This is a genomic window from Streptomyces nogalater, assembly GCF_039532885.1.
In the GTDB taxonomy this organism is placed as follows: domain Bacteria; phylum Actinomycetota; class Actinomycetes; order Streptomycetales; family Streptomycetaceae; genus Streptomyces; species Streptomyces nogalater.
This window is the reverse complement of the sequence record NZ_BAAASM010000054.1, coordinates 240035-263418: the sequence shown is the minus strand read 5'-3', so window position 1 is coordinate 263418 and position 23384 is coordinate 240035. Positions and strand designations below refer to the sequence as shown.

Below are 23384 nucleotides of genomic sequence, written 5' to 3'. Positions count from 1 at the left end.
CCCCGGACATCGTCACCGTCTCCAAGTCCATCAGCGGCTACGGCCTGCCCATGGCCCTCACCCTTTTCCGGCCCGAACTGGACGTGTGGGAGCCGGGCGAGCACAACGGCACCTTCCGCGGCAACAACCCCGCCTTCGTCACCGCCACCGCCGCCCTCCACATGTACTGGCGCGACGACCAGCTGGAGAAGCACACCCGCGCCCGCGGTGAGCAGGTCGGGCAGGCCCTGCCGGCCCTCTGCGACGAGAACCGCGCCGGCCGGGCGCGCTACCGCGGCCGGGGCCTGGTCTGGGGCCTGGAGTTCTCGCGCGCCGGTCGGGCGGCCGAGATCTGCCGGCGGGCCTTCGGTCTGGGCCTCCTGCTGGAGACGTCGGGCACCCGCGGCGAAGTCGTCAAACTGCTGCCGCCCCTTACCGTCTCCGCCGACGAGACGGACGAGGCACTGCGCACACTCGCCCGCGCCGTCCGCGACACCGCCTGAGGCAGCACTGGCGGCGCGCCGCCCTCGGCCCGCCGCCAGGACGGGTGCACGACTGCCGTGACCGGTGCGCGGCTGCCGGTCGCCGTACGGCGACCGGTGGCGATCCGAATCCGGAGCGGGTACCCAACGACTGCCGGACGCTGGCGAGTTGGCGATACTGGCTCGGTGGGAATGCGGATAGCGCTGCTCGGGCCGGTCCAGGCCTTCGACGGGGACGGCAGGCCGGTCGGTATCGGGGGGCCGAGACCGCGCATGCTGCTGGGCCGGCTGGCCTTGGCGGCGGGCGACATCCTGACGCCCGGCGTGCTCATCGACAGCCTGTGGGGCACGCGGCCTCCCGCGGACGCGCTCAACTCGCTGCACGCGCTGGTCTACCGGCTGCGCAGGGCGCTGCCCGTCAGTGCCCTGCTGGAGTCGGCGGAGGCCGGCTACCGGCTCGCGGTGCCGAAGGAGCGGGTGGACGCCGCTCGCTTCGAAGTGCTGGCGGCGCGGGGTGCCCGGGAGCTCGCCGCGGGGGCTTTCGAGGAGGCGGACGCCCTGCTCGGCGAGGCGCTCGCGCTGTGGCGCGGGCCCGCGCTGGCCGACGTACGGCAGGCCCCGTTCGCCGGTCCCGCCGGGACCCGGCTGGAGGAACTGCGGCTCGCGGCGCTGGAGGACCGCTGTGAGGCGCGGCTGCGGCTCGGCGACCACACCGGGGCGCTGGCCGATCTGGAGACGGCGTCGGCAGACCATCCGTCGCGGGAACGGCTGGCCGCGCTGCGGATGCTGGCCCTCAAGGCGGCGGGCCGGCAGTCCGACGCACTGGCCGTCTTCGAGGACGTACGGGGCCGGCTCGCCGAGGAGTTGGGTGTCGATCCCTCGGCAGAACTGCGCGAGGCGCACCTGGCCGTGCTGCGCGGCGCGCACGGGCCGGCCGCCGTACGCTCCGGGCCGGCGCCCGGCCGCCTGCCCGCGCCGCTCACCTCGTTCGTCGGCCGGGACGGTGAACTGGCCCTGCTGGACGGGTTGATGGCTTCCTCCCGGCTGGTCACGGTCATCGGTCCCGGTGGCGTGGGCAAGACGCGGCTGGCCCTGGAGGCGGCCACCGGGCACCGCACCCACCGGCAGGGCCGGCTGTGGCTCGTGCCGCTGGCCGCGGCGCACGGCCCGGACGGCGTGGCCGACGCGATGCTGGGCGCGCTCAGCACCCGGAACGCGCCGCGGCCGTCCGCCGACGGCCGCGCGGAGCCGCTGGAACAGGTGGCCGAGCTGCTCGGGGGCGGCGAGGCCGTGCTCGTGCTGGACAACTGCGAGCATGTCGTCGACGCCGTCGCCGAGGCGGCGCGCTACCTGCTTGAGCGGCGCCCGCGCCTGACCGTCCTGGCCACCAGCAGAGAGCCCCTCCAGGTCCTGGGCGAGGCGCTGTGCCGCATCGGTCCGCTGTCCCTCCCCCGTCCGGGCGCGGACCCGGCCGAGGCCGCCGCGTCGGCCGCCGTACGGCTCTTCGTGGACCGGGCGACGGCCGTACGGCCCGGCTTCACGCTCGACGGACCCGCCATGACGGCGATCGGCGAGGTGGTGCGACGGCTGGACGGGCTGCCGCTCGCCCTGGAACTGGCCGCGGCCCGGCTGCGGTCGATGGACGTCGAGCAGATCGCCCACCGGCTCGACGACCGGTTCCGGCTGCTGGCCACGGGCAACAGGGCGGCCCAGCCCCGGCAGCGCACGCTGCACGCGGTGATCGAGTGGAGCTGGGAGCTGCTGACCGGCCAGGAGAGAACGCTGGCCCGGCGCATGGCCGTCTTCCCCGCCCCGACCGGGGCCGACGGCGTCGAGGCGGTCTGCTCGGGCGGGACGCTGCCCGCCGGTGATGTCCCCTACGTCCTCGGTTCGCTGGTCGACAAGTCGTTCGTGGAACGGATCGGCGACGGGTACCGGATGCTGGAGACCGTCCGGGCGTACGCGGCGGAGCGACTGCTCCGGGCGGGCGAGCGGGAAGCGGTCCGGGCCCGTCTGGTCCGTCACTTCGCCGACGTGGCCCGGGAGCACGAGCCGCTGCTGCGTTCCGCCCGGCAGCAGGCGTCGTTCGCGCTCTTCACCGCCGAGTACGACAACCTGGTGTTCGCGCTGCGGGCGGCCGTCGACGGACGGGACGCGGACGCCGCGGCCCGGCTTCTCGCTCCGCTGTACTGGTACTGGGCCTCCCTGCGCTACGACGCACGCGCCGAAGCCCTCGTGGCCGGGGTCTGCGGGCTGGGCGAGTCGCTGCCCGGGGACGCACGGGCCGCCTTCACCGCGCTCCGCCTCCTGGCCGGCGACGGCGGGCCGGCCCCCGACGCCGACCGGGTACGCGCCGTCATCGAGGACTGTGCGCGCACCGGCGCTTTGGAGCGCTATCCGATGCTGCTCCTGGTGACGCTTCCGATGGGGTCTCTGCTCGGTCTGGACGATGTGGTCCGGCGCCGGATCCACGAGGTGCGCGGGCGCCCGGACCGGTGGGCCGTGGCCTGCACGTTCCTGGTGGAGGCCTTCGCGCGGCACGAGCGGGGCGACTGGGCGGGCCTGGTGGGCGCGACGGCCGGCGCCCTGCGCGGGTTCGAGGCGGCTGGCGACCGCCTGTACACGGCGATGGCACTGGCAGGCGTGGCACGGGTCCGCTCCGTCCAGGGCAGGCATCACGAGGCGGTCGCCGCCTACCAGCGCGCGCTCTCCCTCGTACCCGGGGACGGCGTCGAGGCCCGGCTCGGACTCGCCGCCGAACGGATCCGCGGCGGCGACCTGGCCGGCGCCCGGCACGACATCGACGCGGCCGAGCAGTCCGCCCTCGACCGCGGCGACGACCTCGTGAGGCTCGCGGTCCTGGCCTGCCGGGCCGAGTGGCACCGGCGCGCCGGGGAACCGGAGCGGGCCGGCCTCCAGCTGGACCGGATGGAGGCGCTGGGCCGGGAAGCCGCCCTCTGCGACGAGACCGTGCGGGACTGGGTCGCGCCGGCACGGGTGGCGAACCTGCTGGCGGCGGGCGATGCCGTGCGGGCGCGCGAGCTGCTGCCCAGGGCCGTTCGAGGAGCTTTCGCCCAGCGGGATGCCGCTCCGGCCGCCCAGCAGCTGGCGGGGGTGCTGCTGGCCGAGGGGGATCCGGCCGGCGCGGCCACGGCGCTCGGGATGAGTGAGGTCGTCCGTGGGGCCTTCGACGCCGGTGACCCGGAGCTGCGGGAGCGCGCCGCCGAACTGGCGCGACGGCTGGGCCGGGCGGGGTACGCCGAGGCGTACGGCCGGGGTGCCGCCATGCCGCGGCAGGAGGCGCTCGACCGGCTGCGCCGGGTGGCCGACGGCTCCTGACAGCGGGCCGTCCGCACTGTCAGGACACGATCAGAGCTTCGTCACCGCCGGTCGGCACCGTTGTCCGCGTACCGAGAAGACGGGCGGGCGGCGGGGCCCCGGCAGGGGGGCCTGGCGGCGCCTGTGAGGAGAGAACGACATGACGAACTCCGTGAACACCGGGCGCGAGAGGGTCCAGCGGATGCTGGACCAGGCGGTGGCCGAGCTGGGTGTGCCCGGCATCGTCGCCGAGGTCCGCGACGCGAACGGCACCTGGTTCGGCTCCGCCGGGGTGGCCGACCTGGAGTCCGGCCGGCCGCGCCGACAGGGCGAACACCTGCACGTCGGCAGCGCCGGCAAGGCCTTCACGGCGGCCGCGATGCTGCGGCTGGAGGCCGAGGGCAGGGTGAGCATCGAGGATCCGGTGGAGAAGTGGCTGCCCGGCGTGCTGGACGTCAACGGCTACGACGGCCGCAAGATCACCCTCAGGCATCTGCTCGGCAACACCAGCGGGCTGTTCATCACCGGACTCGCGCCGGAGCTGACGCGCCGCTACGCCAGCCGCTCCGCGTTCGACGAACACCGCTACGACGTGTGGACCACGGACGAACTGCTCAGGCTCGCGGTGTCCCAGCCCCCGGTGCACGAACCCGGCGCGGCATTCGCCTACTCCAACGGTGGCTTCTACCTCGCCGGCCGGGTCATCGAAGAGGTCACCGGCAACAGCTACGCGGAGGAGGTCGCGCGTACCGTCATCCGCCCCCTGGGCCTGACGCACACCTACGTGCGCGCGGCTGAGGACACCGGTTACCCGGAGCCGCACCCGAGGGCGTACTCGAGCCTGTTCCTGAAGGACGGCGCCGACCCCGCGGACGTGACCACGGAGAACTGGCAGTCGATGCTGGAGGAGCCCGGTCTGCCTCCCCTGGACATCACCGAGTTCAACACCTCCTGGGGCTGGTCGGCCGGGAACGTCGTCTCCACCACCGGCGAAATGATCGAGGCGTTCAACGCACTCGCCTCCGGCGGCCTGCTGCCGGCCGCGCAGCACCATGAGATGTGGGCCACGGTCCCCACGGACGGCGGTCATTGGCTGCCCCACTCCGCGTACGGTCTGGGCGTGTTCGAGCTGGACCAGGCGGTGACCGGCGGACTGCGGCTGCGTGGCATGGCGGGCAGCATGCCCGGGTCCCACCTGGTCGTCGTCGGCACCTCCGACGGCGAGCAGACGATAGCCGTGCACACGAACACCGAGGCCAAGGGCTGGGAGGTGGTGTTCCGGGCCGTCGAGGCGCAGTTCGGCATCCCGCCCGTCGAGCGGCTGTAGCGGCGGGGTCCGCCCCGGGCCGTGGGCAGGGCCGACAGCACCGGGGCGGACGCCTCGTCAGTGGGCACGCCCGGGCCGCCTGTCGTGCCGGGACTCCTCGTGCCGGGTGAGCGCGGCGATCAGGTCGTGCGGTGTGGGACCGCCGGAGTCGCTCCCGTGGGCGCCGCCGCCTTCGAGGGCGGCGGCCTCGGCGCTGCGGGGGAACATGGCCCGCTCGTACGCGGTGAGCGCGGCCTCGGTGTCGTCGGGGTGCGCGGCGAGGGCTTCGCCGAGTTCGGCACCGTCGAGCATGGCCAGGTTGGCGCCTTCGCCGTTCGGGGCCGCCAGGTGGGCGGCGTCGCCGATCAGGGTCACTCCCGGTACCCGGTCCCAGCGGTGCTCGTCCGGCAGGGCGTAGAGGTGGCGCAGGACCGGTGCGGTGTCGCTGTCGGTGATCAGCGCGGTGAGTTCCGGGGCCCAGCCGTCGAATTCCCGGGCGATCCGCGCGGTGGCCGCGGCGGTGTCGGTGAAGTCGACGGCGGCGAACCAGTCCTCCGGTTCGGTCAGTCCGACGTAGGCGTGCAGGGTGTCGTGTTTCTCCCGGTGGGCGAAGATCTCCCTGCCCGGCGTGTGCACGATCATCGTCCCGCCGCCGACCGCTCGCGCGGCGGCCGGGTGGCGGGTGCCGGCGTCGTACAGGTAGGTCTCGACGAGCGACTTGCCGGTGTACCGGGGCGTGGCGGTGGACAGCAGGGGCCGCACCCGTGACCACGCGCCGTCCGCGCCGACGAGCAGGCTCGTGACGACGGTGCCGCCGTCGGCGAACGTCACCTCGTGCCGGCCCCCGCCGAGGGAACGGACGCCGACGGCCTTGTGTCCCCACCGGACGGTTCCGGCCGGGAGCGAGCCGAGCAGCATCTGCCGCAGTTCGCCGCGCTGCACCTCCGGGCGTCCTCCCGTACCGTCGTCGGCCTTGTCGAACAGGACGGTGCCGTCCGGGGCCAGGAACCGCATCGCCTGACGGCCCTCCAGGACAAGGCCGTCGAACTCGTCCATCAGCCCGGCCGTCTTCAGCGCGAGCTGCCCGTTGTAGTCGTGGATGTCGAGCATCCCGCCCTGCGGACGCGCGGCCGGGGAAGGCTCCGCCTCGTAGACCGTGGCCGGTATCCCGTGCACATGCAGGACACGCGCCAGCACGAGACCGCCGAGCCCGGCACCGATGATCGTGACATCAACAGCCATGGGAGGGTTCCTTCCCGATTCCGGACCGCCGGTCGGACATCCGGCGGTCACTTCGCGAGCACCGCCGGGCACGGGGCCGGGACGATGCGGTACCGGCGGCCGTCCCCTGCCGGGAACCCGCCGCCGGTCACCAACCTCCCCCCGCCGACCGACAAACCACCGACAAACCGACCATGGCCACCGACAGACCGCCTTCGGATCGCCAGGCGCCGGAGGGCGGAACATGGGCACGGGTACTCAGCCGGCATGGGTGACCGGCCACTGGGACGGCGGCGGGCCGAACCCGTACGCCCGCCGCCCGTCACATGGCCGAAGTCATGTGATGTGTGCTTCCATCCCGCTGCTGGTCGATCTTTTCTGGAGCACTGGATGATTGCGATAGCGGCGGTCCTCGCGGACATCGCGCTGATTCTGACGCACCGCGTACGTACCTCGCCGGAACCCGTCGAGTCCACGCCGTGGCGGCACATGGCCGCCGGGCTGGCGGGTTGCGTGGCGGGATGGCTGGCCGTCGGCCGGCCGGAACTCGTCTGGGACGACCTGTCCCTGACACTCGTCTGCGGAGTGGTGCTCGCGTCGGGGGCGGCGCACGCGGCCCGGAGCCTGACCGGACGGACCCGGGCGGGCTGGGTGACGGCCTGTGTGAGCGGAGCGGCGGCGGCCACCTGGCTGCTGCCCGGCCCGCTGCCGTTCTCCTGACCCGCTCGGCGGGCAGCCGCACCTCCTGTCGGGGCGGACCTAGCGTTCCGCCTTCTGCCACGGCCTGACGCCGAGCTTTCCGGTGGTGCCGAGGTCCAGGTGCGGGGTCACCGTCACGGGGTCGGCGCCCTCCCGCGCCCGGACCCGCACATAGGGCACGTTCACCGGTGTGCCGGCCCCGGTGGTGTTGCGCCAGACCAGGCCGGCGGTCGCCGACTCGCCGGGCTCCAGCCTGACCGGGCGGGGCCGTTCGTCGGGCCCCGCACCGGTGGTGATCCCACCGCTGCCGTGGAGGATCTCGACCCCGTCGACGGGCTGGAGGGCGTCGTCCAGGAGTTCCAGCAGCGGGTAACCCTCCACGGTGTAGGCGCGCTTGCCGCAGTTGTCGAGGTGCAGGCCCACGACGCGCAGTCCCATGGCCGCATCGCCCTTGTCGGCGCTGACCCGGATCCCGGAGGCCGGACACGTGCCCGGTTCGGCCGGCGCCTCGCCTGCGGGGACCTTGGTCACTTCGAGCACCTTGGCGCCCGTCACCGGCGGCGCGGTGGACGGCAGCCACCCGGCCCGGACCGTGCCCCGTACGGTCTGTCCCGGGCCGACGACGCGCACGGTCTCGGTCTGGTTGGTCACGGCTCCGCCGTCGCCGCTCATGAAGGTGAAGACGATCGAGTAAGTCCACGTCCCGGAGCCGTCGTTGGTGACCTCGTACGTGGCGACGATCCCCGAGTCCGAGTCCGTGGGGAGCCGGTCCGCGGAGACGGAGTGGTCGCGGGTGGGCGAGGGGGCGGCCGGGGGAAAGGTCAGCGAGGTGACTCGTACGCCGTCCTTGCCCGGATCGTCGATCCGCGTGCCGTCCCGGGAGGCCGCCGGGCGGGAGTCGGTGCTTGTGCCCGCGGCGTGTTCGGTGCCGCACGCCGTGAGCAGCACGGCGGAGGCGGCCAGAGCCGACAGCAAGAAAAGGGGCGCGGCGGAAGCGGGGCGGAGCTCAGCGGGTCTGCGCATCGGGCCATCCCATCAGGGGACGCACCCCGCGCGTGTCACAGAGGTCACAGTTCCGGTCACAAGGGTGTCACAAGTGGCGGGGAGGGGCCGAGGGTTTTCCCGTGAGTGCCGTTGTCCCGTCTCAGCGAGGTGCAGCCGGTGCCGTCGAGGGCGCGCGGGTGCCGAGCGGCGAAACCAGGTCGACGTGGTGCGGCTGGGTGTCCGATCATGCGTGCATGTCCCTGAGAGAGACCCTTGCCCGAGTCGACGCGGACCTGGCCGCCGGCCGGGTCCCCCTCGCACGCCAGCGTCTGCGTGGTCTCGTCTCGTCCTTCCCGTACGATCCGACACTCCGTCGGCGTCTGGCCGAGGTGTACCGGCTCTACGGCGACCCCGCCGAGGCCGGACGCTGGATGTACCTGGAAGAGGACCGCGATGCCGACGAGACGGCCGCCTTCGAGGCGCGGTACGGGTCCCCGGCGCGGCGGATGAGGGCCCTCGCCTGGCGCGGTCCCGAGGCGATGGCTGCCACCGCCTTCGCGCAGGCCCGGCTGGTCGCGGTGCGGACCGCCTGCGCCGAGGAGTTGGGGCACCCCGTCGACTGGGACGACCCGGCCTCCTACCGGGACGGTTTGGAGCAGGAGCACGAGGTGCCCTCCGAGCCGTGGTCGGTGAGCGGTGTACTGGCGGGCGCCGGCTGCCTGGTGGGGGCCCTCGCGTTCCTCGCGGTCTGGGTGAACGGAGTCATCGCCCTCTTCGACTGACCGGGACCGGACCGGGAGGCCGCAGTGCCCGGCGAGGGTGGCGAGGAGCCCCTTCGTGATCCAGAATGCTCGGATGGTCACCCTGGAGACTCCCCGTTTGATCCTGCGTCGCTGGCGCGAGGAAGACATCGAGCCCATGGCCGCCGTCCATGCCGACCCCGAGGTCATGCGGTGGATCCGCGACGGCAGCGTCCTGGACGAACAGCAGACGCGCGACAGGATCCGGGCGTGGGAGAGCGAGTGGGAGTCACAGGGCTTCGGCCTGTTCGCCGTGGAGATCCGGTCCACCGGCGCGCTGGCCGGGTTCACCGGTCTTTCGGTGCCCCACTTCCTGCCCGAGGTACTGCCGGCGGTCGAGGCCGGCTGGCGGCTGGGTCGTTCCCACTGGGGGCAGGGCCTGGCCACCGAGGCCGCGGCGGCCGCCGTACGGTTCGGGTTCGAGGAGCGGGGGCTGGAGCGGCTCGTCAGCATCGCACAAGTGGGCAACGACGCCTCCGAACGGATCATGACCAAGCTGGGGATGCGTCCGGTCCGCGAGACCGTCCACCCCTCCTGCGGCCGGCGAGTGCGGGTGTTCGAGTTGTCGTCGGACCAGTACCTCACGACTACGCGTTGACGGCGACGACGAGGACGGCGAGGACGGCGACCCCGCACCTGGTGGGGGCGGCCCGTCACATGCGGCTGGGCGAGATCGGCGACTGCCGAAACGCGTCGCCGACGGCGATGAGCCCCCGGGGAAGCGCCTGAGGCGGGTGAAGTCGCGCCGCCGGCTCTCGGGGAAATGGAACGTCTCGATGTCCCCCTCCAGCCGGCAGCGGTCGGCCACTTCACGCAGCGGTAGGACGCATCGGCGCATGCGCCGCAGGAACGCCTCGGGGTCCCGTCCGGGCCGGTGGTCGCCGTAGCCGGCCATCACCACGGACCACCGGTTCCCCTCGACCGCCACGAGGGCACCGGGTTCGCTCAGGTGCTGCTGGTAACCGCTGGCAGGGCCCGGTGTGGCATGGACGACCACCGTCCCGGGAAGTTCGTCCCCGCGGTGGAAGGTGGCGATGGCGTAGCCGAGGTCCACCTTCATCCGGGCCATGGGCGGGCTCTCCCACCCGTCCGCACCGTCCGGGTCGACGACGACCACTTCCTCCGCGTGGTCGGCCAGCACGCGAGCCGCGAGCAGCCCGGCCGAAACTCCCGCCCATCACGATGGCTCGTCGCACCCCGGCCCCCTGAAGCACGCGCAGACCCGGCTGGTTCGTCGCGTCGAGCCCCGGCCGATGCCACGACCGGCAACGGCTCCGGAAGCTCGCCGGCACCTTCACCCTAAGGGCTCCGCACCGCACGCGTATGCCCGTTCCCGCGCCGAGTCCGGAATGCACCGGCACGGCGTGAGCGGAGCGGCCGCCGGTGCGGGCCGGTGCCGGCACGCCGGCTACTGGCCGTGCCGCTCCAGGTAGATGGTGGTGAACACGGCGACCTTGGCGCGCAGGGCCCAGGGGTCGAAGGGCTTGCTGATGTAGTCGACGGCGCCTGCCGCGTATCCACGGGCGGAGTGCTCGGATCCCGTGCCCATCGCCGTCAGGAAGATGATGGGCACGTCTCGTGTCCTCGGGCGGCGTTTGATGTGGGCGCAGGTTTCGTAGCCGTCCATCTCCGGCATCTGCACGTCCATGATGATGACGGCGAAGTCGTCGTGGTCGAGCAGGGCCTTGAGGGCCTCCCGGCCGGAGGAGACGGTGACGAGTTCCTGTTCGAGCGTCGCCAGAACGGCGGTCATCGCCAGCAGGTTGTCCGGCTGGTCGTCGACGACGAGGATCTTGGGCAGGCCCTGCCGTCCCGCCGGCAGCACGGCCGTCGTGGTCTGCTCGACGGCGTCCAGCTGGCGTTCGAGCAGATCGCAGCGGTCCTCCGCCGCGGCGCGCTGGGCCTGTGCCTCCTTCAGGGCCGCGCCGAGCCGCTCGACTTCCAGCTGGAGTGCGTCGCGCTCCTGGAGGAGGCCGTAGACGTCCGGATGCGCCTTCGCGAACTCGTCCGCTCGCCTCTGCTCCGCGATGCGGTCGACTTCCAGCTGGTTGAGCCGTGTCTCCAGGTCGGCGATGCGCTGTGTGCGGTCCAGCAGCGCGTCGCCGAGGACGTCACCGCGGACGCTGGACCGCCGGGAAACATGGTCGGCGTCGGCGAGTTGCTGTTCCAGGATCTCCACCGCGTGCTTGGGCGACGAGGCGGCGTCCACGGCCGATCCGTACAGGGCCCGGACCAGCTCGATGGCCTCGGTGGTGACCGCGGTCCCGCGATGCTCGGCGACATCGGTGAAGAGGTCGCTGATCACCTGCCAGGGCGGTAACCGGGTGCCGTTGAGGTAGCGCGAGACCGTGCCCGGATCGAGTCGGCGCCGGGCCGCGTACCGGCGGACGGAGACGTTGAGGCTCTCGAACAGCTCGCGCAACGCCTCGGCCAAGGCCCGGGACGCCTCGTGCAGGTCCGCGCCCAGTGGCCGCAGTTCACCCATTGCTCTCCCTCTCGGCCGTGCCGGCGCCGACGGAGGCCGGGGGCCGGTGGGCGGCACTGTCCTCGGCGGCGATGAGCCGGTTGAAGAACGGCACGGCCAGTCCCGTCGCCGCGAGGCCCGCGAGCAGGCTGCGCGCGGCCCCTTCCCCGGCGACGGCCGTCAACCCGCTCGCCGCCGCGCCGGTGAGCAGGGCGAGCAGGAGTACCAAGGCTGATCTCGGTGTCAACAAAGGACGGTCCACCGCGCGCTCCATTCATGCGACCCGCCGCTGTACGACGGGACATGCCCTCCCCCATCCGGCCGATCGCGGACGGTGGAACCAGGATGGGGGAAGCCGGGGGTGTTGCGGTCCGCGATCCGCGAGCGGGGCGGCGCGAACCGCCTGTTGCACGGACGTTGCCGCCCCTCGTACCGCCGTCCTGGCCGGTCAAGGGCCTGGCGTCCGCTCCGTTGCCGGAGTGTTGCTCTGCAACGGTGCGCGCCCCATGCCGTCGGCGTAGCGGTCGGGGTGCCGTCGTCACCGGGTGGAGACGAGACTGACGTTGTGGCCGTCGAACCCGAACGCGTTGGCCGGCGCGGCGGACCACCGGCCGGTACGCCGCTCACCGCGCACCACGTCCAGTTCCACGCGCGGGTCGAGGGCGTCGAGGTTGCGCGTCGCCGGCAGCGTGCCGTCCTTGAGCGCGAACCGGGCGGCCATGGCGCCGACCGTTCCGGACGCGTCCATCATGTGGCCTGTCATCGACTTCGTGGCCGTGACCGCGGCATGGCTGCCGGTCACGCGGCCGATCGCCTCCGCCTCCGCCAGGTCACCGGACTCCGTCGAGGTGGCGTGGGCGTGCCCGACCCCGATGTCGGCCGGGGCCGGAGCGGCGTCACGCAGGGCCAGTTCCATGGCGAAGGCCCGGCCGTCCGCGTGGGAGGCAGTGATGTGGTTCGCGCTCGAACTCGCGGCAGCGCCGGCCAGTGTGCCGTAGGCGCGTGCGCCACGGGCCCGGGGGAAGTCGGCGCGTTCGAGCACCATCATCCCCGCGCCCTCGCCCATGACGAACCCGGACCGCTCGACATCGAACGGGCCAGACACGGCCTCCGGGTCCTCCGACCGCGTCGACAGGGCCTTCATCTGGGCGAACGCCGCGATGGTGAAGGGGTGCAGACATGACTTCACCCCGCCTGCGACGACCACGTCCGCCCGCCCGCCGCGGATCAGCTCCTGCCCGAGGGCGAGGGCCTCCGCCCCGGACGCGCAGGCACTCACCGGGATCCCGGCGCCTCCCTTGGCGCCCAGGTCCATGCTCACCCGAGCGGCCGGGCCGTTGGGCATCAGCATGGGGACGGCGAACGGTGACAGCCTTCGGATCCCGGCGCGTTCGAAGACGTCGTCCTGCCCCAGCGTGGTGAGCACACCGCCGGTCCCCGTACCGATGACGACGGCGACCCGTTCCGGCTCGGCCTGCGGAGCGCCGGCGTCCTTGTCCGCGCGGCGGCCGTGGCGGTCCGCGAGGACCGTCCCGGCGCCCGGTGTCCGGCCGGCCGTAGACCCCGGCGACGGCCCGGCCGGCGGCCGGCCGTCAGTCGGTGCGGAGCCGGTGCGTAGGATCGCCGGCATGGCATTGCGGCCCGTTCAGGTGAACATCAAGGCTCTCGACAGCTCGGCGGTCGGCCGGTTCTGGGCCGAGGCCCTCGGCTGGAGTGCCTACAGCCCCGGCGTGACCACCTACGTCGGGCCCGCCGGCGGCCTCGTCTGGCCGGACCCGGTGAACGTCTGCGTCGATGTCGTTCCCGTCCCGGAACGCAAGACCCCCGCGAAGAACCGTGTGCACCTCGATCTCGCCACCACCTCCGCGGCCCATCAAACGGAGTTGGTTTCGCGCCTGCGGGTTCTCGGTGCGAAGCCCGTCGATGTGGGCCAGGGCGAAGTGCCGTGGACGGTCCTCGCCGACCCGAACACGCCGGACTAGGCATTCTACGGGGAACCCCTGGTCAGCACAGAGAAGTAGCCCCGCCCATGCGCCGGGGGGAAGCACACAGACGGGGCCGTCAGGGGACGTACAGCCGGTCAGCCAGGGGCCCGCACCGAGGCCGTCTGAGCGCGCAAGTCCGCGAGACGACGTTGGTACAGCGGGCCGACAGCATGTGCGCCCCTGGCCTCACTCGGGGTGGCCTGTTCGATCAGGTGATGGGAGACCGCGCGGAGGTGAGCGGCCCAAGCGATCACGTGCTGTTGAGCCGTCCGCCCGCATTCCTGCGGTTCACCAGGGAGGCACAGCGGGAGTTCCGGCCCGAGCTTGTTGGCGGCGTGCCGGACGTACCGCGCGATGGTCAGCCATTCATCCTCGGTTCGCCGAATGGCGTTTCCGTCGCCTTCCCACCCCCACGGGCCGAAGTCGTCCCCGTGATCGTCCATGTGTGCGCTCCCTCATGATCAGCGGATTAGGCCGGTGCGCCGATGGTAGCGGCGCTCTCCGCCTCCCTGGGGTCACAGTGCCCGACCGAGGGAACGCACGGACCGCACGGCCCGCACATGGGCAGGAATTGCGGAGGAGTGCACGACTGGACACCGTCCCCGTGCACCGCCGCGATATCGGCCGCAACGTCGTTCATCTGCGCGCCGCCCCAGATATCGGAGATCGGCTTTTCGAGCACGTTGCCCAGGGTCAGAAATCGACCGAGGACGCACGGCCACACATCGCCGGTCGGGCCGATGGCGCATTTCTCGTGGGCGCAGTGCCCGCACAGATCAGCGATGGTCGGCGCGGCTCCCTGGCTCGCCCGTCCGAATGCGCGGGTACGGTCTCCGCCGACCGTTCCGACTCCGAGCGCCGTAAGGTCCTGCGCCGCTTCCTGTACGCGCTGCCCGTCCCGCACGGCGACGACTCCACCCCGCAGCGGGATACCGAGGGCCAGCGCCCTTTGCACGTTGGCGCGCGTCTTCTTGTGCGCCCCTCGGAGTTGCGTCACCGCGTCGTGTTCCTCGGCGCTGTCCGAGTAGTACGACGTGGCGAGCTTGACGCCGAACTCCCGGAATGCGTCCCACAGTTCCGGGCGGATGTGGGTCATGTTCGAGAACACCTCGATACCGAGGCCCCGACCGTGAGCGTGCTTGATCAGCGCGGGCAGGCTCGGGTGAAGCGTCGGCTCTCCCCCGATGAACTGAACGTCCACGGTGCCCATGTCGGCAAGCTGGTCAATCACGTTCAACCAGTCCCGCACGGTCATGGTTCCGTGCGTTCCCTTGGGTCCGCTGTCTGCGTAGCAGTGATCACAGAACTCGTTGCAGAGTCCCGTGATCTCAAGCCACGCGAATAAGAGACGGTTTCCGGCAGCGCTCATTGCATCTCCTCGCGCACGTTGGTGATTGATGCCCCGCCCCTGCCGAGATTTCGAATGCGTGGGGGAACGAATTCGGATGCGTCCGGCAGAGGCGGGAGTCAGAGGCGGCCGGTAGCGGCCAGCGTGAGAATCGCCGTACTCGACGCGACGACCATGAAGACGAACACGGACCAGCCGAACCGGCGTACGTGTTTCACGGGCTTTCCTCGTACGGCACGCAGTTGGGGCAGTCCTCGGGGTGGAAGGGCGACGGCGGGTGAGTCGGGCCGGGAAGGTAGACGACTCCCGACCGCTGATCCAGCGCACCGCCGTACTGGTCCCACCAACCGGCCGGAGAGTCCGCGTACGGGCTTCCGGGGCTGTCTATGAGGCTGACTAGCTCAGGGGGCGGGAGAGGTCGCGTACGGCGCTTCTGTGGCTTCACGGGGGCGTGGGTCACGAGTGGTCCGCCCCCAGGTGCCGACGCAACCGGACGTTGCAGTCACTCACGCCGGATGCGTCGCCGTTCGCCTTGGCTCGGTCTCGGTCCTGCGCCACCTTGTCGCAGTGCGCGCACCCGGCAACCGGTCGCGGGTCCGTGAGTGTCGCGGTGCTCTCCTGTGTGGCCATCGGTCCGCCGTTCCGTCTGTCGGCAATTCGGCGTCCAGCGTCCGGCCGGAATTGATCTCCGACTAGCGGCCCCGTGTCGGCCAACTGTCGGCCAGACTGGACACATGAGCAGCGGAATCGAGGCCAACATCCGGCGCGAGCGTGACCGCCTCGGATGGAGTCAGGCCCGGCTAGCGCGTGAGGTGTGCCGCGCGGCCGGTGTCATTGGTGAGCCGGTCGGCCGACAGGAAGTCAGTCGGTGGGAGACGGGAAAGCGCACGCCGCGCGAATGGCTGCCGTTCCTCGCTGCTGCCCTCGGCGTCCCCGTGGAAGTGCTCACGACGCCCGTGACGCCCTCTGAGCCGCCCTTGCCGACGCTGGCTGACTTCCTGCCCGCCGAGGACCCGCTAGCGCCCCTGAGCGTGCGTACAGGCGGCCGGGTCGGTATGGGGCAGGTGGCCGACATGCAACAGCGGGTGCACGGCTTACGGCTCGCTGATGACGTGCTGGCCGGTGGGGATCTCATGCGGCCCGCACTGCGAGAGCTTCGCAAGGCTGTTCGAATCTTTCAGACGCACAGCTATAACGACCTAACGGGCCGTCAGCTACTTGTGCAGATTGGGGAGTTGGCGCAGATCGCGGGTTGGATCGCGTCGGACGCTGGCCAGCACGCCGAGGCCGAACGCATCTACCGGCTAGGTCTCAGCGCAGCGACGCAGGCCGAGGACCGGACGCTAGCCGGGAACCTTGCCGGATCACTGGCCTATCAACTCAGCAACACCGGGCGGGAGTTGGAGGGGCTAGACCTTGCTCGCGCTGCTCTCGACGGGGCGGGGCCGGACGCACCGGGAAAGGCTCGGGCGCTGTACCTCGATCGGGTGGCATGGGCGGCCACGAAAGCGGGAGGTACCGAGAACGCGCAGCACGCAATGCGCGCCCTCGGGGAGGCGTCGGAAGCATTGGCCGAGGACAGCGAGGAATCCGAGGCACCGGCATACCTGTATTGGGTGGATGCCGGGGAATTGCAAGTCATGGAATCCAGGGTCTACACCGAGCTGCGCCGACCGCTCCGCGCTGTTCCGTTGCTGCGGGAAGTCCTCGGGAAATACGACGCGACGCACACGCGAGAAATGGCGCTGTACCTGTCGTGGCTCGCTGTTGCCTACGCCGACGCGAACGAACCCGAGGAAGCGGCGGCCACTGCGGAACGCGTGCTCTCGCTGTCGGCAGACGTAGCCAGCGAGCGGACAGCGGAACGGGTGCGGGTGGTGCTGGCACGGCTCGCGGAGTACGCGGACGTACCCGAGGTGAGGGCCGTTCTCGACGCTGCGGCGTAACGCAGAGTAGCTAAGATAACGGCCGGCTGCGAGCGCGAGAATCCGGACATTGCTACGTATTCGCGGCGTCCGTGCCGACTGCCCATCACGCAATGTGTTGGGAACGCAAAAGACCTCCGATGACCCGAACCCATAGCCGGGCCGGTCCATCGGGGGTCTAGCTCCCCGGAACGTTACGGGGAGGTGCATGCGTGGTGGCGTATCACGCGCTGTGGGCGGCGGAGGGTTGGGCGACTCCAAAACCCGTACACGGAGAGAGCTGCCATCACCTTGCGGTTGGGAAAGGGGCCTTTTTGGGGCCCTCCCCCCAGGGTCCAACGTCATGCAGCGCTACGGTTAGCCTCGCGCTCGGCATTGAATTCCCGCTGAAAGTTGCGCAGTTGCTCCGCTCCGGAACCAGGAGTCGCGTTCCACCGGGCTAGGTATTCATCCCGCCTACGGGCGTCATTCGCTGGCATCTCTACCCCTCGGAAAAGCGGGAGAGTCTGACAGTGACACCCACGGTGGAACTGGTCGGGTTCCATGTACTCAGTGAATGCGCCACCTCGGCTAGCGAGCATGGCGCAGAAACCGCATGGGTCGGCGTCGGTACGGCGGTACCAACCGATTACCTCGGCGTCGTTCTCGCGTGCTTCTGCCAGCGCGTCACGCCCCCCAGACTCGGCTAGTCGGCCCGCATCTAGGGCAAGGTTCCGTCCGGCGCTTTCCATCGTCTCGTCAAGGGACTTGAGGAATTCCGGGTCATCCAACCGGCCCCGCTTCATTTCCTCGCGGAGCGGTGCCGTGTGGACGTAATAGGAAGTCTTTGCCTGTCCAGCCTCGGCGGCCAAGTCTCGGCCGTCCCAAGTGGATTCGGGGGCCGGTTCGCCGGTAGCGGCTTTACACGCGGCATTGTGGAACTTGACGCCCTCGGTGTATGAGCGGCTGCGCGAGGAACTGACGAGAGCCTGAAACTCCCGTACGACAGCGGATGATCCCTCGGCCGCTCGCTGCGGAGACAGGCCACGCCACCAGGACGCGACTCGCTCCAATAGCGATTCGGAGATATCCACCTGTGTCAAGTAGTAAGCCTGTGCAGCCGCGTTGAACTCAGACTGCGGACTCACTAGAACTCCCGCTGTGCACGGAGGATTCGGCCGACTACTCCAACGGAAACCGAATCGTTCGGATCAAGGCCCCCCGTGCCGAGACTTGAACGGCCCGCGCCCATGTGCTTAGCCAGCGTTGCCGCTTCTGCCTCTAGCGCTTCGGCGGTTTCCCCTCGGAGAAATCCAACTAGCTCGGCCGGTAGCCCATGCTTGTGCGCAACCTGTACGCGCTCTAGCGCCAACTCGGCAGCCTTTACGCGTGCTTCGGCGTCGTCCAACTGTGAATTGAGCTGCTGCCGTAGATCCTCGGAAGTGCGGAGGGCCGTAGCGGTCTGCTCCACCTCGGCCCGCAGATCGTCTAGGGACGGCTCAGAAACGCTCTCAGTGCCCGCCTGCGGGGTGGAATCGACCTCGGGGACCGATTCCACCTCTGGGGCCTCTACGAGGCTTGCAGCGGGCTCCTGTGGCGTCTCCGGCGTGCTCTCTACCTCAGCCACAATCACCCTCCTTACGCGGCCGGAACGAACTTGAGGCCGACCGCGCGCTGTGCATCAAGAACAGTCGCACCCACGAACGCCTCAACGACGCTCATTTCCGTACGGGTCTCACCGTTGAAGGAAACGAACCAAGTCATTGCGTAGCCCTGGTTATCGTCGTCAGTGGCGGATGCGCCGGAAACAGACTCGGGCTTGGCTGGTGCCTTGATAGCAGCGGCGAAAGCCTCACGGGTCATGGCAACAGCGCCATCGGTGATGAATGGCGACATGTAAACGTCGAATCCGTGGAGGCGGCCCACAATGGCGTCACGGAGGGCGGACGGCGAACCGGCCGAATCGACGGCGCTTAGGTTCGGGTCCATGAGTAGCGCGCGCTTAACGTTGGGGCTCACTACTAGGACGCGCGACTTAGCGCCGACCTTTCGGGTGTCGAGAATTTCGCCAGCCTCGGTAATCGCGTCGCGTGGGTTGGCCGGATCAATTGTGAGCGTGCCAGCGGTAATGACCGGCTGCATAACGGTGGCAATCTCCTCTTCGATCATCTCGGCCACACCGGCAACCTGTGGCATAAGGACCTGTGCAGAGAAGTTCTCAACCTCTAGCGTCATGTCCTTTGCGGTCAGCTCTAGCGGCTGCATCGCGTGGGTGTTGAGAGTGACGGAAACCGTCTGCTCATTCAGCGGCGTACTGATAGCCGAGGTGGAGCCGGTGAACTTGGACGCCTGGAGAATGCGCGGAATACGGACGCGCACTGTGTCGCCCCGCCCGCCGATGAAATCAGACTCGGCGTCACGGAAAACGAGACGACCCAGAACTAGCTCGGCCTTGAGTAGGGATGCGGCATTACGCGCGACTGCGTTGGAAACGGCAAAGATGTTGGCCATGATTAGAGTTCCTTGGGAAGAGTGTCATTAATCGACTGCTCGGCGCGCTGCCGGGTTGCCGCGTTCAGCGCAGCCACTAGCGCACGCTCAACCTCGCGGCACTCATCCAGTGTTGCGAGTTCGCTAAGCATCAGCTCATAGGCGAAAATGCGATGCGCATCTAGCGCGTCGTAAGGGTCGGCAATGTGTCCCGTCCGGTACTGGTCGAGAGCGTGCCAAGCGTCGTCTTGAAGGTTTTGGTTCACTGCCTATCCACATCTAGAGAAACGGAGTCGGCCAGCATCCGAAGACCGGCCAGTGTTCGAGTAAGAGGCGTCGCCCTGCTAGCTACGAAATCCGCCGCCTGTCCGCGGATGAAACCCTTTGTGAGACGCCATGCGTCGGGATCGTCAGCGAGTAGGGCGGCGGCCACGTCGCGGTCAATGCGGATCGTGATTACGTGCACGTCGAACCTCCTGCGCGAAACCGGCGCTGTCGGATGCGTGTGGAAACCCGCTTGCACTCCGGAGAGCAATGCTCCGACGGAATACCGCCGTGCCGGATATCCAGGAATCGGGAACCACAGATACGGCAGCGGGAACGGGAAAGAGAAATGGCGGTCACACAGCGACCCCCTTTCTGGTCCGTGACTCAAAAGGAAAAAAAGAGGGGCCCAATCGGAGAGCTAAGCCGAAAGGGCCCCGCCACACGTGCGCACGCTCAACCGGCGGAGAGAGGACCAGGAGCGATATAGCGCACGGGCGAGATTGGGAGAGAGGCGGCAGCCCGTAACGTTACGGGGTGGTCGGCGCGAAACCCTGGGACGCCAGGACAACGAATCGCGCGCGAGTGCCTACACGTATGAGTGATCGTGTGGCTTGCGCTCGCTACTTACTACGAGCGAGTTTGTGAAGTGCATACGCGGGCGGAACGGACATAGGCCGCAGCACTGTTACCGATTCGTTATATGGATCGGAAATGCCGCCTATTCCAGCGAGAGGGAATCGGCACGGCTCAGAGAATCGACACAGCGAAAGACCGCCTCTGACCTGGGGTTGTGTTGTGAGTGTTGATTCTGAGTAGTGAATGAGGTTCCTAATGGAGTTTCCACGAGGGGACCCAAAGTGACCCCAAGGAACAGCACTCGACACACTCGCCCCCTGCCTGCTGTGTTACGGCGAATTCCGCCCCGCAGACCTCAAAGGCTCTGTGCGCCTCTCTGACGGCCTCGCTGGGGCACCCTGCTACTTGGTCCCACCTCGGGGCTGTAAGCCGCTCACGGGGCCGCCTGTGGCTTCCTGGGGGTAAAGCAGAGGGCCCCGCTCCCTGGGATGCCAGGTACGGGGCCCTTGCTCGTCGTCGGAACTTACGCGGCCTCAGCGAGAGCAGCAGCGAGGAAATCGCCAGCGTCGGCGTGGTCAGTGTCCCGCAGTGCGAAGGCAACCCGCGATTCGTCCAGCCGTCGCCAACCGCCCCGAGTTCCCCGCTTGACGGTCAGGTGCGCGCCAGCGTCCAGCAGCATTCGACGCTTGCCCGCTGTGTCGGCGTCTACCCATTCGTCGGCGTACGTTCGGCCGGTACTGATGACCTCTCGCCGTGCCTCAACCTTTGGCGTCTCCTCCAATTCCGCCAACCGTGCATCAAGGGCGTCCGCCCGGCGTTGCCATTCTTCCCGTGCGCTGCGGGACTTCTGCCGTCCCTTCTGCTCCTGGTGCTCCTTGAACTCGGCTAGCGTCGCCGCAATCTCGGGGGCCGGGTCATAACCGGGATTTTCGACAACCCGTGTCACGTTCAGCGCGCCTACAGAGGCCAGGAATTCGCGGGTTACGTAGTCGTCCACCCAATCGCCCCGCACGTTGGCGGGTGCCTTGCACACGTCCCCGCGCGCATGACTGTTGCACTTGTACGTGGGCGTTTTCCCTGTCTGCGCATTCAGGTACATACGACCGCCACAGCTAACGCAATGGATGACCCCGAGCAGTAGCGCATTCGTGTCCTTGCGCTCTCGGTTGTCGATACTGCGTGCGTCCAACAGTGCGCCCACCACATCGAATTCGGCGCGGGTGAGGATCGGTTCAGCAGTCGCCATGACCGGCTTGCCCTCGCTGTCACGTACCGGCTTCCCGTCGTGCATCTTCCAGCCGATAAGCGAGTGAGACCGGAGCAGCTTGGTAATAACGTTCGGGGTCCACTTGAACCGCTTGCGCGAAACAGCGCGCTGCCCCTTGGCCCCGCCTGTCTTTCCGCCCGTGTCCCGCCCCTTGACCAGCGACCACCAGTCACGGGGCGACGGGATTTCCTCAGCGTTCAGAGCCTCGGCAATGGAGGTAACCGTCTTCCCGTCCACGCCTCGCGCCGGATCGCCCATCAGGTCACGAATGATCCGCTCAATCACGGCGACGGGGGCCGGACCGCATCCCTCTACCGCTTCCGTGGCCGGTGCCAGCGTCCAGCCGCCACCTTCCAGCGGAACGGGAATGTAGCCGTACGGCGGACGGGAACCGCGCCAACGGAGTTCCATTCCGCGCATGGCCGCTTGCGCCCCGAGGACGCGTTCGCGGATGGACTGTGCCTCGAATTCAGCGGCGAAAGCGAAGATTTGCAGGATCAGTTGCGTGATGAGATCCACGCCGTTGCGGAAGTCGAGAACGAGTCGGCCGCCCGGACCTTCAGCGAACACGATCACCTTGCGGTTTTCGCGCGCCCACTGAACCAGGGCGTTCATGTCGGCCATGCTTCGGACAGCGCGGTCAAAGCGCCAGAACAAGAGCACGTCGAATGCGTCGGGCCGGATCAGCCACGAACCCAGTTCGGGACGCTCGAACGGGGTGGTCTTGCTCGCACTGACCCCGAGGTCCACCGCTTCCGCGATGATCTGCGCGCCGACGAATGCGGCGGCCGTCTCGTTGGCCTCGCGCTGTCGGCCGGGGGAGGTCGTTTCGTCAGTCTCGACCGACAGGCGGATGGCGGACAGCGCGCGTGGCTGGCCGTGGGCGGCGAAGGTTGCGGGGTAGCTCATACCTACCCCGAGTGAGTTTGTTGCATCCCCCGCGCTGACCTGCGGTTTTGTCGCCATCGGGCATGTCTCCTAGAACTGCTAGACATGCGTGTTGGGAGACCCGGAGGGCAACGAGTTCTGTGTGCTGGAGCCCCGGGAGGCCCGCCGGGACACCGGGCCGATCGCCAGGGTGGTGGTCGACTGTGCGGATCCGCGGGCCATGGCCCGGTTCTGGGGTGAGGCGATCGACTGGGCCCCGCTCGAACTCACCGACGAGCAGGCGGTGTTGCGCTCTGCCGGGGGCACGGGTCCGGACCTCGTGTTTGTCCGCACGCCCGACGTGAAGACCGTGCCGGACCGCGTCCATCTCGACCTGCTGCCCCGCCCCGGTGACGACAAGGCGGCGGAGGTGGCCCGGCTGCGGGCTCTCGGCGCCGCCGGCCTCGACCTCGGGCAGGGCGATGTCCCGTGGACGTGCCTCACCGACCCGGAGGGCCACGAGTTCTGCGTCCTCGCCCTGTCCTGACGCGACACCGCGCCGCCCCGGTGGAAGGGCGGCGCGGTGTGGCCCGGGTGTGTGGCCGGCACCCGGACTCGTACCGGAGCGGAGGCGGGCCGGCCGCCCCTGGCGGGCGGCCGGCCCTTTCTCCCCCGCGCGTGAGCCGGGCCGTAGCGGCGACCGGTCGACGGGTCAGCTGACGACCTTGAGCTGCTTCGGCCAGCCGTACCGGTCGGCCGTGCGGAACAGGTCCCTGATGTGGGCCGGCGTGATCTTGATGCAGGCGTAGGAGTAGTAGTCCCTCGCTCCGTCCCAGCGGTACGGGCTGTCCTTGCCGGGCACCTTGGGTCCCTGCTGGCCGTTGGGCTTCATCTCGCTGTGGATGAACAGCTCGGTCCGCTTGGTCCTGCCGTTCTTGCAGACCTTGTCCTGGACGTGGATGGCGTAGCCGAAGATGCCGCCCTCGCCGCCGTTCTTGCGCTTCTCGTGACCGAGCACCTTGTACGAGCCGTTGGGCAGCCAGCCCCTCTTCGGGGCGCACTCGTCCTTGCTGCCGTTGCCGGAGCCGGCCCGGTAGCTCTTGATCACCTTGTCCTTGCCGGGCACGCTCTTCATGAAGTACAGCTTCGACTTGGTGGGGTTGGACTGGTTCTTGTCGAAGAGGAAGTAGTACTTGCCGGTGCTGCCCGCGGCGGCCTGCGAGACCGCCGTCCCGGACACCGCGGCTGCCTGCCGGGCCGGGGCCGCCTGGGTGGGCTGTGCGACGGCCGCCAGGCCGCCCGTCAGCAGAACGCCCGTCAGCGCCGCTGTCGTCAGTCGCTTCACAGTTGAGCTCCTTCCGCGTGGAACCCCCCGTCCGGGGAGCGGTTCCCATCCTGGAAGGCCGGCCGGGTACGAACCTTGGACG

At 69.7% G+C, this 23384-nt stretch carries 19 protein-coding genes and 2 pseudogenes; 9 read left to right on the top strand and 12 right to left on the bottom strand.

Annotated elements, in window-relative coordinates:
• From ABD350_RS30525 to ABD350_RS30515, 3 genes are all read left to right on the top strand, one after another.
• Positions 1-482 (top strand): aminotransferase class III-fold pyridoxal phosphate-dependent enzyme (locus ABD350_RS30525; protein WP_344352094.1); only part of this gene is annotated, 482 nt, incomplete at its 5' end.
• A gap of 171 nt (positions 483-653) precedes the next feature.
• Positions 654-3800, top strand: a complete 3147-nt coding sequence (locus ABD350_RS30520) for an ATP-binding protein (RefSeq protein WP_344352119.1) — start codon at positions 654-656, stop codon at positions 3798-3800.
• A gap of 139 nt (positions 3801-3939) precedes the next feature.
• Entirely contained in the window at positions 3940-5106 is a 1167-nt protein-coding gene (locus ABD350_RS30515) for a serine hydrolase domain-containing protein (protein WP_344352092.1), read from the top strand.
• A 57-nt stretch (positions 5107-5163) separates the two neighbouring features.
• On the opposite strand, the gene ABD350_RS30510 is transcribed toward ABD350_RS30515, so the two are convergent.
• The gene (locus ABD350_RS30510; protein WP_344352090.1) at positions 5164-6327 is read right to left on the bottom strand and encodes an FAD-dependent oxidoreductase; all 1164 of its coding nucleotides are present in this window, start codon (positions 6325-6327) and stop codon (positions 5164-5166) included.
• A 369-nt stretch (positions 6328-6696) separates the two neighbouring features.
• Between ABD350_RS30510 and ABD350_RS30505 the strand changes: the two genes are divergently transcribed.
• Positions 6697-7026 carry a hypothetical protein gene (locus ABD350_RS30505; protein ID WP_344352088.1) on the top strand — a complete coding sequence of 110 codons (330 nt, stop codon included), beginning with the start codon at positions 6697-6699 and terminating at the stop codon, positions 7024-7026.
• 39 nt (positions 7027-7065) lie between these two features.
• Here the strand turns inward: ABD350_RS30505 and ABD350_RS30500 are convergent, their stop codons facing one another.
• Positions 7066-8028 (bottom strand): DUF4232 domain-containing protein, encoded by a 963-nt coding sequence (locus ABD350_RS30500; RefSeq protein ID WP_344352086.1) that lies wholly within the window; start codon positions 8026-8028, stop codon positions 7066-7068.
• 215 nt (positions 8029-8243) lie between these two features.
• Between ABD350_RS30500 and ABD350_RS30495 the strand changes: the two genes are divergently transcribed.
• Together ABD350_RS30495 and ABD350_RS30490 are read left to right on the top strand one after the other, a co-directional pair.
• Positions 8244-8771 (top strand): DUF6584 family protein, encoded by a 528-nt coding sequence (locus ABD350_RS30495; protein ID WP_344352084.1) that lies wholly within the window; start codon positions 8244-8246, stop codon positions 8769-8771.
• Between the two features lie 73 nt (positions 8772-8844).
• Positions 8845-9387: a GNAT family N-acetyltransferase gene (locus ABD350_RS30490; RefSeq protein WP_344352117.1), complete on the top strand. Its 543-nt coding sequence runs from the start codon at positions 8845-8847 to the stop codon at positions 9385-9387.
• Between the two features lie 810 nt (positions 9388-10197).
• Here ABD350_RS30490 and ABD350_RS30485 read toward each other — a convergent pair.
• The 3 genes from ABD350_RS30485 to ABD350_RS30475 all read right to left on the bottom strand — a co-directional run bounded on the left by ABD350_RS30485 (position 10198) and on the right by ABD350_RS30475 (position 12883).
• Positions 10198-11274, bottom strand: coding sequence for a response regulator (locus ABD350_RS30485; RefSeq protein ID WP_344352082.1), 1077 nt, complete (start codon positions 11272-11274; stop codon positions 10198-10200).
• Complete coding sequence (locus ABD350_RS30480) at positions 11267-11500, bottom strand: hypothetical protein (RefSeq protein ID WP_344352080.1); 234 nt, start codon at positions 11498-11500, stop codon at positions 11267-11269. Before ABD350_RS30480 ends, ABD350_RS30485 begins: the two co-directional genes overlap by 8 nt.
• A 291-nt stretch (positions 11501-11791) precedes the next feature.
• Entirely contained in the window at positions 11792-12883 is a 1092-nt protein-coding gene (locus ABD350_RS30475) for a beta-ketoacyl-[acyl-carrier-protein] synthase family protein (protein ID WP_344352078.1), read from the bottom strand.
• On the opposite strand from ABD350_RS30475, the pseudogene ABD350_RS30470 reads away from it, so the two are divergent.
• A pseudogene (locus ABD350_RS30470) lies at positions 12882-13220 on the top strand (VOC family protein); the annotation flags it as partial. The gene ABD350_RS30475 and the pseudogene ABD350_RS30470 overlap by 2 nt on opposite strands.
• A 487-nt stretch (positions 13221-13707) precedes the next feature.
• Here ABD350_RS30470 and ABD350_RS30465 read toward each other — a convergent pair.
• The gene (locus tag ABD350_RS30465; RefSeq protein ID WP_344352076.1) at positions 13708-14607 is read right to left on the bottom strand and encodes a radical SAM/SPASM domain-containing protein; all 900 of its coding nucleotides are present in this window, start codon (positions 14605-14607) and stop codon (positions 13708-13710) included.
• A 713-nt stretch (positions 14608-15320) separates the two neighbouring features.
• Here ABD350_RS30465 and ABD350_RS30460 point away from each other — a divergent pair.
• Positions 15321-16532, top strand: a complete 1212-nt coding sequence (locus tag ABD350_RS30460) for a helix-turn-helix transcriptional regulator (protein ID WP_344352074.1) — start codon at positions 15321-15323, stop codon at positions 16530-16532.
• 320 nt (positions 16533-16852) lie between these two features.
• On the opposite strand, the gene ABD350_RS38170 is transcribed toward ABD350_RS30460, so the two are convergent.
• The 5 genes from ABD350_RS38170 to ABD350_RS30440 form a co-directional block, all read right to left on the bottom strand.
• Positions 16853-17638 (bottom strand): VG15 protein, encoded by a 786-nt coding sequence (locus ABD350_RS38170; protein ID WP_465270405.1) that lies wholly within the window; start codon positions 17636-17638, stop codon positions 16853-16855.
• A complete protein-coding gene (locus ABD350_RS30455) occupies positions 17638-18117 on the bottom strand; it encodes a hypothetical protein (protein WP_344352072.1) in 480 nt (159 codons plus the stop codon). Before ABD350_RS30455 ends, ABD350_RS38170 begins: the two co-directional genes overlap by 1 nt.
• 11 nt (positions 18118-18128) lie before the next feature.
• Complete coding sequence (locus ABD350_RS30450; RefSeq protein WP_344352070.1) at positions 18129-19001, bottom strand: major capsid protein; 873 nt, start codon at positions 18999-19001, stop codon at positions 18129-18131.
• A gap of 2 nt (positions 19002-19003) precedes the next feature.
• Positions 19004-19246: a hypothetical protein gene (locus ABD350_RS30445; RefSeq protein ID WP_344352068.1), complete on the bottom strand. Its 243-nt coding sequence runs from the start codon at positions 19244-19246 to the stop codon at positions 19004-19006.
• A gap of 1100 nt (positions 19247-20346) precedes the next feature.
• Positions 20347-21999, bottom strand: a complete 1653-nt coding sequence (locus ABD350_RS30440) for a recombinase family protein (RefSeq protein WP_344352067.1) — start codon at positions 21997-21999, stop codon at positions 20347-20349.
• 88 nt (positions 22000-22087) lie between these two features.
• On the opposite strand from ABD350_RS30440, the pseudogene ABD350_RS30435 reads away from it, so the two are divergent.
• Positions 22088-22504: pseudogene (locus ABD350_RS30435) on the top strand (VOC family protein); the annotation flags it as partial.
• Positions 22505-22669: 165 nt separating this feature from the next.
• Here ABD350_RS30435 and ABD350_RS30430 read toward each other — a convergent pair.
• On the bottom strand, positions 22670-23302 hold the full coding sequence (locus ABD350_RS30430) for a hypothetical protein (protein ID WP_344352065.1): 633 nt from the start codon (positions 23300-23302) through the stop codon (positions 22670-22672).
• Positions 23303-23384: the final 82 nt, after the last annotated feature.